This window comes from Silvibacterium sp., assembly GCF_047605705.1.
Lineage (GTDB): Bacteria > Acidobacteriota > Terriglobia > Terriglobales > Acidobacteriaceae > Silvibacterium.
This window is the reverse complement of record NZ_JASGFD010000015.1, coordinates 83381-92289: the sequence shown is the minus strand read 5'-3', so window position 1 is coordinate 92289 and position 8909 is coordinate 83381. Positions and strand designations below refer to the sequence as shown.

Sequence of the window (8909 nt, the reverse complement as noted above, 5' to 3'; positions counted from 1 at the left end):
GGCTCAGGGCTCAGGGCTCAGGGCTCAGGGCTCAGGGCTCAGGGCTCAGGGCTCAATAGAAGGATCTGTCATTCCGACCGAAGCGAGACGCTTTTCGTCTCGCGGAGTGGAGGAACCTGCGGTTTCTCCCCAAACAGGCGAGTATCCGGGCGCCTCACCCATGAGCACAAACTCCAAAACAAACCTGTCATTCCGACCGAAGAGAGCAACGCGAGCGAAGCGGAGGAATCTGCAGTTCTCCCCAAATCGGACGAAGAACCGCAGGTTCCTCCCCTGCGCGGCCTGCGGCCGCTCCGGTCGAAAGGACAAATCTGAAAAGAAGAAGAAAAACCAGGGTGCCCCACGTCTCGATTCTGAGACGTGGGAATACCCCCACGCGCCGCGGCCGAAGGCGAATCGCCCCACGCGCAGCAGCCTATTCGATCGTCGTCACCGGCACGCGGATCGACGCCCGGTAACGGTCGCCGCGATAGCGCGAGACGGCCGCCTCGATCGGCGTCTCCTGGGTCGTCATAATGATGCGGGTAATCGAGAGCACGCAGGCCCGCCGCGGGATGGTCAGCATCTCCGACTCATCGGCCGAAGCGTGCAGCGCTTCGATGGTTTCGTCCGCGTAGCCCACGCGCACCCCATAGCGGTCGCGCAGCGCCTGGTAAAGCGAGTTCTGCGAGAAGTCGATCCGCTCGAGTCCGGGGAAATGAATCAGCGGGATGTTCGATTCCTCGATGGCCATGGGGATACCGTCGGCCATGCGCAGGCGGCGCAGGCGCAGGACGCGGTCCGTGCCCTTGAGCTTCAGCTTTTCCGCCAGCTCCTGGTCGACCGCCTCGACCACCGCCTGCTCGAGCAGCCGTGAGCTGGCCTTGAGGCCGCGCTGCCGCATGTCCTCGGTGAAGCCCTGCAGGTGCATGATGTTCTTGTCCAGCTTGGGACGGGTGACGAAGGTGCCGCGTCCCTTCTCGCTGAAGGCGTAGCCCTTGGTCTTGAGGCCGTGCAGCGCCTGCCGCGCCGTCATGCGGCTTACCTGGTACTGGCGGGAGAGCTCTTCTTCGCTGGCGAGAGGATCGCCCTCGGAAAGCTGGCCCGACTGGATCTGCTCCATAAGGGCGCGCTCAATCTGGTAGTAGAGCGGAATAAAGCCGTTCTTATCGAGCAGCGGCTTGGGGGCGGGGGGCTGCAGTTGCATGTCGTGATCCTGTGTCTCTGCGTTCTGGCTCTTGGGCACGTCGTTGATCCTTCTTCCCCGGTTTACGGATACGGCCTGTATTCGAACTGCGGTGCAACTCAAACTGCGGTACGACTAAAATCGAACGGTAAGCACATCCATCCCAGTTTTCGGGCCGGCAGTTGAGCCGACAGGACGAGGCCGGCGCGCATGGAGGACGCTATTCCGTACTCTGCTTTCCCTGCTTCTCTTCGCGGTACGCTGATTGTCTCCTGCCAGGCTGCACCCGGCGATCCACTCGATCACACCGATACCCTGCGGCGTCTGGCCATCTCGGCGCTGCGCGGCGGCGCGGCCGGACTGCGCGCCAACGGCGCCGAACAGATTGCCGCCTTCCGCGCGGAGACCGAAAAGCCGATCCTCGGCATCCTCAAGAAATATGTCGATGGCGAAGTCGCCATCACCCCGGACTTCGCCTCGGCAAAGCTGGTCGCCGATGCCGGATCGGATGTCGTCGCCCTGGACTGCACCGCACGCCGCCTCACCGCTCCCGAACCCTGGCCGGAGCTGGTTAAACGTATACATACGGAGCTGGAGAAGCCGGTGCTGGCAGACATTGCCACGTTGGACGAAGCTTTGGCCGCTGTGGACGCAGGCGCGGATGCCGTGGCCACGACGCTCTACGGCTTCACTCCGGAAACGCGCGGAGCGCGGGCGGTGAACTGGGAATTGGTCTCGGCCATGGTCGAGCGCGCAGGCGTGCCGGTCATCGTCGAGGGGCACATCAGCCGGCCGGAGGAGGTCCGGCGCGCGATCGATCTCGGCGCATGGGCCGTGGTGGTAGGTTCGGCAATTACCCGTCCGGAGACGATTACTGCACGGTTTTGTCAGGCCATCCATGAAGAATCCCGCTGAAACAGGCATTTCTACACGTATCGATCGGCGTGCCGTGAAGCACACAGACTCTGAGCTGAGCAGGAAAAACAAGCAATGCTGGGGGGCGGTGGGCCGCAGGGCAGTCGGAGGTGTATCCCATCCGATTCTTGTGGGTGCGCCGTGCGCCGCTTCCTTCTTCTTGTACCCGCGCGAAGGATAACTTGTCTATACATCATGGTACCTTGAAGAAGAATTCCTGCATTTCACCGGCTCCCCGCCTGTTCAAGAGTCCTAGACCGCGGGTACGAGACCGGAGGCCGCAAGGTTCCGGATGCGGCGCGGGAACGATCAAATTTCATGGAAGCTCACGAGGAAGGCTGAATTATGTCCCGCACTTTTCCGCACGCAATGTTGAAGGAGATCTACGAGCAGCCGCAGGCCCTGGCCGAAACCATTGCCCGCTACGCCCCCGGCGGCCAGCTTGACCCCGAGGCCTTCCCCGGAATTGCCGAGACCTTCCGCGGCCGTCAGCGCCTGGTCATCGCCGCCTCCGGCTCGAGCCGCCACGCCGGCCTCTCCGGCGAAATCATGCTCGAGGACTACGCCGGCCTGGCCGTCGATGTGGAGTACGCAAGCGAATACTGTTACCGCTCCACCCACACCCTGCACGACCCTGCCGTGCTGGTGATTTCGCAGTCGGGTGAGACCGCCGACACCCTCGCCGCTTTGCGCGAGGCCCGGTCCCGCGGCCTGAAGACCGCCGCCATCACCAACAACGCCGAATCGACCATGGCCCGCGAGGCTGACTCCTCCCTGCCGACCATCGCCGGCAAGGAGAAGGCCGTCCCGGCGACCAAGAGCTACACCACGCAGCTCACCGTGCTGAACCTGCTGGCGCTCTACGTCGCCCGCCTCAACGGCCGCATGACCTCGCAGACCGTGGCCGCGCACCTCGAGCAGCTGAACCGCCTGCCCGGCGTGCTCGAAGCCGTGCTGCCCGCCTGGGAAGAGAAGATCGCGAAGATCGCCGCCGACCTCAAGGACTCGAAGCAGTTCCTCTACCTCGGCCGCGCTGTCCACTACCCCATCGCTCGCGAAGGCGCGCTGAAGCTGAAGGAGTCGGCCTACATGCAGGCTGAGGGCTACCCCGCGGGCGAGCTGAAGCACGGCCCCAACGCGCTGGTCACCGCCGAATCGCCGCTCGTCATCCTCGCGACCAAGGACGAAGCCGATCCGGATTCGGTCCTCCGCTACCAGAAGACCGTGCAGCTGATGCGCGACATGAAGGCGCAGGGCGCGACCATCCTCGCCATCGTGAACGAAGGCGACAAGGAAGCCGCCGCGCTCGCCAAGCACTTCGTCGAAGTGCCCGCGGTCGACGAGTTCCTGCTGCCCATCCTCGAAGTGGTGCCCTTCCAGCTCTTCGCCTACTTCACCGCCATCGAGCACGGCGTGAACGTAGACAGCCCCCGCAACCTGGTCAAGGCCGTCGTCGCGGAGTAAGTAAAGATAGCGCACAGGGAATAGGGCGCAGGGTGGAGTCAACTCCCACCCAAAACCAAAGGGGCTTGCCATCACGGCAGGCCCCTTTCTTCTTTGATGAACAAGTGAAGTATCTCCGGGGTGCGAACATGGAACTCCCAGCCCGGAAAACCACCACCTGTCATTCCGACCGAAGCGAAGCGCAGTGGAGGAAACTGCAGCTCTCCTTCAACCAGCAAAATCCGGGTGCTCCACGTCTCGCTCCTGAGACGTGGGAAGGAGACATGGGAAGGAGACGTGTCCCCTCAACACAGAAGACCCTGCTAAAGTTTCCCTGACATGCCCCGCCCCGGCAAACCCGGACGCAAACCACCGTATCCATTCATCCTCGACGCGCTTGCGCCCGCGCATCCCGAGGTGAAGCCCATGTTTTCCGGCTTTGCCGTCTACTTGTCCGACCGCATCGTCTGCATGCTCCGCGACAGCAAAAAATCCCCGCAGGACAACGGCATGTGGCTCGTGCTCTCCGAGGGCACCGATCCCGCGGATCCCAGGCTGCGCCGCACATTCCCATCTCTTCGCCGCATCGAGCTGCTCGGCGGCAAGATCGCGCACTGGCTGCTCATCCCGAGCGACAGCCCCGGCTTCGAGACCGAAGCGCTCCACGCCTGCGAATGGATGCTGAAGCAGGACCCGCGCATCGGGCGCATCCCCAGGTCGAGGCAATAACCTCTCTCAGCGCCGTTGCCCAATCACGCGTTCGCCGTCAGCAGATCGGGCAGAAGCTTGATCGTCCGCTCGAAGGGAGCAATATCCCCGAGAACCCGCGCCACAATCAGCGAGCCCTCGATGCGGATGACCGCCTCCTCCGCCCGCGCCCTGGCCGCCGCGGGCGACAGCCCACTCTCCCGCGCCACGTCCGCGAATGCCTTGATCCAGGCCTGCATGGCGCCCCGGAGCCCTGCCTTCAGAGCCTCCGGCCCTCCCGGAATCGAAAGCATCTCGGTCACGCAGGATTTCTTTCCCCCGCCATAAAACGTCCGGAGATGCTCCGCCACAATCGCTATCCGCTTCCGCGCCGGCTGGTCGCCCGCAAGCGGCTCGACGACGTTCTGCTGCAGCCATGCGACGACTCCCTGCGCAACGGCCAGCACAATCTCTTCCTTCCCGCCGGGATAGCGGTAATAGAGGCTTGCCTTCTCGAGCCCCGTGGCCTCGGCAAGCTGCTGCAGGCTGACGCCCTCCACGCCGTACGTGCGAAAGAGATCGAGGGCCTTGTCGAAAAACGCTTCGTCGCTGATAGTCCGGTGCGCCATAGATACAAATTGGATTCCGATCATTCGGTAGGGATTCAGCCGGCATCCCGGAATTCGCCTGAAATCCAGCAACCGCAGTAACCGAAACAGGAGTCGCCGCAGCGCATCCCTCGAAAGACATTTAAGACCGGCCACCCACAGCGTCTCCGGAGCGGGGCGAAGATTTTTGTGTTTTCCTGAATCCCTACCGAACGGTTGGTATCTTATGCATAGATCGCCTCGTTGCGATCGAAAAGGAGAATCGATATGGCGCGCATCCACACTGTCGATCCGGCGAAGGCGACCGGCAAGGAAAAGGAACTGCTGGACGGAGTCAAGGCCAAGCTGGGACTGGTCCCGAACATGACCCGGGTCATGGCGGCCTCGCCCGCTGTCCTCGAAGGCTACCTCGGCTTCAGCGGAGGCCTCGCAGGCGGCAGGCTGAGCCCGAAGCTTCGCGAGCAGCTGGCCCTGCTGGTTGCACAGCAGAATCACTGCAACTACTGTCTCTCCGCTCACACCGCCATCGGAAAGCTGGTCGGCCTCAGGCAGGAACAGCTGACAGGCAGCCGCACCGGACACGGCGATACCGCGCACGACACCGCCGCGCTCGCCTTCGCCGCCCGCGTGCTCGAGACGAAGGGGCAGGTGAGTGAGTCCGACCTGGCCGCCGTCCGCGAAGCAGGCTTCTCCGATGGCGAGATCGCCGAGATCATCGCCCATGTGGCACTGAACGTGTTCACCAACTACTTCAACATCGCCACGGACGTGGACATCGACTTCCCCAGAATCTCGTATGAGGAAATCGCCTGAGCCCAGCCCCCGATGCGGCCGGCAGCACCTCACCGGCTGCATCGGGGAGCGGCACTCTCACGCGAAACATCCCGCACACCGAGGACAATCTCGCGACGACATGCGGACCGCCATCCCCAGAGAAGCAGCTATCTCACAAGCGCAGCAGTCACCCCGACCATGCTTATGCATCAGTCGCCCACAGATGGATACGTGCGCTGGCCGGAATGCCGCAATTCGGCAATCTCCGCGCGAGCCGGCTATTCGGTTCGCAGTGCCTGCACGGGCTCGACGGAGGCCGCGCGGCGAACGGGGATGAGAGTCGACAAGATTCCCACGAATCCAAGGCAGGCAGTTACACCGGCCAGGAGCGGCAGGTCCTGCCCGGCATGAATCTCGACCACCGTCGATAGCACTCGTTGAAAAGCGAGCGTGAGCATCCAGCCAATGGCGAGCCCGGAGAGCATCAGCAGCACGACCTTACCTAAAACCAGCCTGGTCACCTGGACGCGGGTCGAGCCAAGAGCCATGCGGACTCCGATCTCGCGGGTGCGGGTTTCTACCTCATGGTTCAAAAGACCGTAGAGCCCGACGACAGCCAGCATCAGAGCAAACGCCGCAAAGATACCGAAGAGCCATCCTTCCAGGCGATCGAGAGTAAGACTTTCGCTCACTACCTCGTCCATGGTCTCAGGGGTTTTGAACGGGACCGTTGGATCGACTTCATGCATGGCGTTGCGGAGATCGGGCACAAGCGCTTTCACATCCCTGTTTGAGCGCACGATCAATACCATGCTGCTCAGGCTCTGCAACCGGTCTTTTGGCGCGATCTCGTCCATGAGCCAGTCCATTTCTGCCATCTCCGGCTCACGCAGCGACTGCCTGACGCCGGTCACCACCCCGACAATGCTGCTCTTCTCTTCAGACTTGGCAGCATCATCGATGTGCGCGCCAACCGGATCGCCGCCATGGGAGAAGAATTTTCGCTGGAAGGCCTGGTTCACCACCATGGTCCCGGACAGGTTCTCCGCCTTGTCCAGCGAAGGAGAGAGCAATCTGCCATCTACCAGCTGAAGCCCCATGGCGTTGAAGTATCCCGTCGAGACATAACGTGTCTCCGCCCCCATTTCCTCGTTGGAGGGATAAGGCGGCTGCCCCGTGATGTGAATGCCGTAACCGTCTCCCCAGGCCTCAACCGGAAGAAGGTCGATAACGCCTGCGCCCAGCACTCCCGGCAAATGAGCGACTCTGTCCAGCAGCGGCTTATAGAAAGTCTCGATAGGATCGCGCCCGGCATAGTGGCCCTTCGAGAGATCGATGTGCGTGGTCAGGATCCTGCTCGAATGAATACCGAGGTTGGTGTGAAGCAGCCCCTCGAGACTCTTCATCAGCAGACCCGAAATAACCAGCAGAACCAGCGAGAGCGCCACCTGCGTGATGACGAATGCGGACCGGAGCCTGTGCTGGCTTCGCCCGACGCCCGCGCCGGCACTTCCTGTCCGCAGCGAGCTATTGGGATCGATGGAGGAGAGCTGTATGGCAGGGGAAAGCGACGCCAGCACGCTGGCCAATAGAGAAAGCGCTGCTGCCACCGCGACCACGGCCAGGTTGAGATGAACGTCGGAGCCACGCGACAGCGCGTGAATGAGGAAGACATTCATCGCTTTCAGAAGCGACCAGCCAATCAGCAGACCACCCAGCAATCCGGCAAAGCACAGCACGAGGCTCTCGCTGATGAGTTGACGCATCAGGCGTGTGCGGGTAGCTCCTACAGCCGAGCGTAAGGCCATCTCTCGCTGCCGCTTGATGCCGCGCGCCATGAGCAATCCAGCGATATTGATGCAGGCAATGGCCAGCAGCGCAAGCACCGCCATGGCCAGCGTGCCGAGCGGACCGGCCAGTGTTCGCTTTCCAAAGGAGTCGAGACTGATTTCCGCTACGCTGAGCGGCATCAGCTGCGCTACCGTGTGTCCCGTTTCCTGTACCGGATATGCGCGGGCCAGATTGGCCATCACATCGTTCAGATCGGCGCGCGCCTGTTCGATCGTGACACCCTGCTTCAGGCGGCCAACCGTGCGCATCCAGTGCATGCCCCGCGCCCTGGCCCACGACGGATTCAAATGCAGAGGAGTGTAGATCGCATTCCGCACGCCCATCGGAAAGCGGAAACCGGCCGGCATCACTCCGATGATCGTATACGCGGTCCCATCGAGCTGCACCGCCTTCCCCACAACATCGCTTCGCCCGCCGAAATGGTTTTGCCAGACCTCATAGCTCAGCACAGTCACATCATCTTTGCCGGGCTGATCTTCTCCAGGCAGATACGTGCGCCCAAGTATCGGCTTGACTCCAAATACGTTGAAGAAGTTATCCGTGCTCTTGACAGCACGCAGCGCCGCCGGCCCGTTGAACCCTTCCAGATTCAACGTACCGAACACGGAGTAGCCTGCCAGTGCTTCAAAGGTATGCTGCTGCGCACGCTCATCCAGGTAGCTCAAATACGACGACGGAAGAGTGCCCCCGGTGCGCGAAATCATGATCGGAGAAACAAGCCGTTCCTGCTCGGGATAAGGCAGTGGACGTAAGAGCACTGCATCGATCACCTCGAAGATGGCCGTAGAAGCGCCGATACCCAGGGCCAGCGTCAAGATCGCAGTGATGGCATAGCCCGGGGAATTGCGCAATTGGCGCAGCGCGAAATGGAGATCCTGCAGGAAGGAAGCAACCCACATGGTGCCCCGGCTCTCGCGGCAGTCTTCCTTGATTTGCGCCAGTCCGCCGAACTCCAGCCGCGTGGTGCGGCGCGCCTCTGCCTCCGTCATCCCGGCACGAACCTTGTCGGCAATCTGCTGCTCCAGGTGAAACCGGAGTTCGGAATCCAGCTCCCGTTCCATCCGCTTGACCTTAAAGAGCCGCTGCCACCAATTCATGACCCCTCTCCCTCCGCAGTTTGAAGAATCAGCCCCACGACCTCGGTAAGCCGTGCCCAGCTTGCAGTCTCGTTTTCAAGCTGCAATCTTCCCTTGCGTGTGAGGCGATAAAACTTGGCCTCGCGCCCGGTCTCCGATGGCCCCCAGTCGGCAGCAAGAAGCTTTTTGTTTTCGAGACGATGCAGCGCAGGATAAAGCGAGCCTTGCTGAACCTGGAGCGCCTCCTGCGACATCTGCTGAATTCTTTGCGCGATGGCATAGCCGTGAATCGGGCCCAGGGCCACGACGCGCAGGATCAGAAGGTCAAGGGTCCCCTGCGGAAGATCGAATTTGATTGGAGTCTTCATGCCTAACGCTTCTACATATACG

The 8909-nt window shown here is 62.0% G+C and carries 8 protein-coding genes; 4 read left to right on the top strand and 4 right to left on the bottom strand.

The window, feature by feature from the left end; genetic code table 11:
• Positions 1-415 precede the first annotated feature (415 nt).
• The gene (locus QM649_RS07825; RefSeq protein WP_415198470.1) at positions 416-1186 is read right to left on the bottom strand and encodes a GntR family transcriptional regulator; all 771 of its coding nucleotides are present in this window, start codon (positions 1184-1186) and stop codon (positions 416-418) included.
• A gap of 189 nt (positions 1187-1375) precedes the next feature.
• Between QM649_RS07825 and QM649_RS07820 the strand changes: the two genes are divergently transcribed.
• The 3 genes from QM649_RS07820 to QM649_RS07810 all read left to right on the top strand — a co-directional run bounded on the left by QM649_RS07820 (position 1376) and on the right by QM649_RS07810 (position 4252).
• Complete coding sequence (locus tag QM649_RS07820; protein WP_415198469.1) at positions 1376-2080, top strand: N-acetylmannosamine-6-phosphate 2-epimerase; 705 nt, start codon at positions 1376-1378, stop codon at positions 2078-2080.
• Between the two features lie 345 nt (positions 2081-2425).
• Complete coding sequence (locus QM649_RS07815; RefSeq protein ID WP_415198468.1) at positions 2426-3544, top strand: SIS domain-containing protein; 1119 nt, start codon at positions 2426-2428, stop codon at positions 3542-3544.
• Positions 3545-3862: 318 nt separating this feature from the next.
• Positions 3863-4252 carry a hypothetical protein gene (locus QM649_RS07810; protein WP_415198467.1) on the top strand — a complete coding sequence of 130 codons (390 nt, stop codon included), beginning with the start codon at positions 3863-3865 and terminating at the stop codon, positions 4250-4252.
• Between the two features lie 23 nt (positions 4253-4275).
• Here the strand turns inward: QM649_RS07810 and QM649_RS07805 are convergent, their stop codons facing one another.
• A complete protein-coding gene (locus QM649_RS07805) occupies positions 4276-4839 on the bottom strand; it encodes a TetR/AcrR family transcriptional regulator (RefSeq protein WP_415198466.1) in 564 nt (187 codons plus the stop codon).
• 246 nt (positions 4840-5085) lie between these two features.
• Here QM649_RS07805 and QM649_RS07800 point away from each other — a divergent pair, with 246 nt between their 5' ends.
• Entirely contained in the window at positions 5086-5631 is a 546-nt protein-coding gene (locus tag QM649_RS07800; protein ID WP_415198465.1) for a carboxymuconolactone decarboxylase family protein, read from the top strand.
• 239 nt (positions 5632-5870) lie between these two features.
• On the opposite strand, the gene QM649_RS07795 is transcribed toward QM649_RS07800, so the two are convergent.
• Both QM649_RS07795 and QM649_RS07790 read right to left on the bottom strand, forming a co-directional pair.
• Positions 5871-8540, bottom strand: coding sequence for an ADOP family duplicated permease (locus QM649_RS07795; RefSeq protein ID WP_415198464.1), 2670 nt, complete (start codon positions 8538-8540; stop codon positions 5871-5873).
• Positions 8537-8887 (bottom strand): PadR family transcriptional regulator, encoded by a 351-nt coding sequence (locus QM649_RS07790; RefSeq protein WP_415198463.1) that lies wholly within the window; start codon positions 8885-8887, stop codon positions 8537-8539. Before QM649_RS07790 ends, QM649_RS07795 begins: the two co-directional genes overlap by 4 nt.
• Positions 8888-8909 lie beyond the last annotated feature (22 nt).

What these genes read in the sequence shown, in the direction of transcription:
- QM649_RS07820 (WP_415198469.1), top strand. Translation starts at nt 1,376, where the DNA reads ATGGAGGACGCTATTCCGTACTCTGCTTTCCCTGCTTCTCTTCGCGGT.
- QM649_RS07825 (WP_415198470.1), bottom strand. Translation starts at nt 1,186, where the DNA reads ATGCAACTGCAGCCCCCCGCCCCCAAGCCGCTGCTCGATAAGAACGGC.
- QM649_RS07790 (WP_415198463.1), bottom strand. Translation starts at nt 8,887, where the DNA reads ATGAAGACTCCAATCAAATTCGATCTTCCGCAGGGGACCCTTGACCTT.
- QM649_RS07805 (WP_415198466.1), bottom strand. Translation starts at nt 4,839, where the DNA reads ATGGCGCACCGGACTATCAGCGACGAAGCGTTTTTCGACAAGGCCCTC.
- QM649_RS07800 (WP_415198465.1), top strand. Translation starts at nt 5,086, where the DNA reads ATGGCGCGCATCCACACTGTCGATCCGGCGAAGGCGACCGGCAAGGAA.
- QM649_RS07810 (WP_415198467.1), top strand. Translation starts at nt 3,863, where the DNA reads ATGCCCCGCCCCGGCAAACCCGGACGCAAACCACCGTATCCATTCATC.
- QM649_RS07795 (WP_415198464.1), bottom strand. Translation starts at nt 8,540, where the DNA reads ATGAATTGGTGGCAGCGGCTCTTTAAGGTCAAGCGGATGGAACGGGAG.
- QM649_RS07815 (WP_415198468.1), top strand. Translation starts at nt 2,426, where the DNA reads ATGTCCCGCACTTTTCCGCACGCAATGTTGAAGGAGATCTACGAGCAG.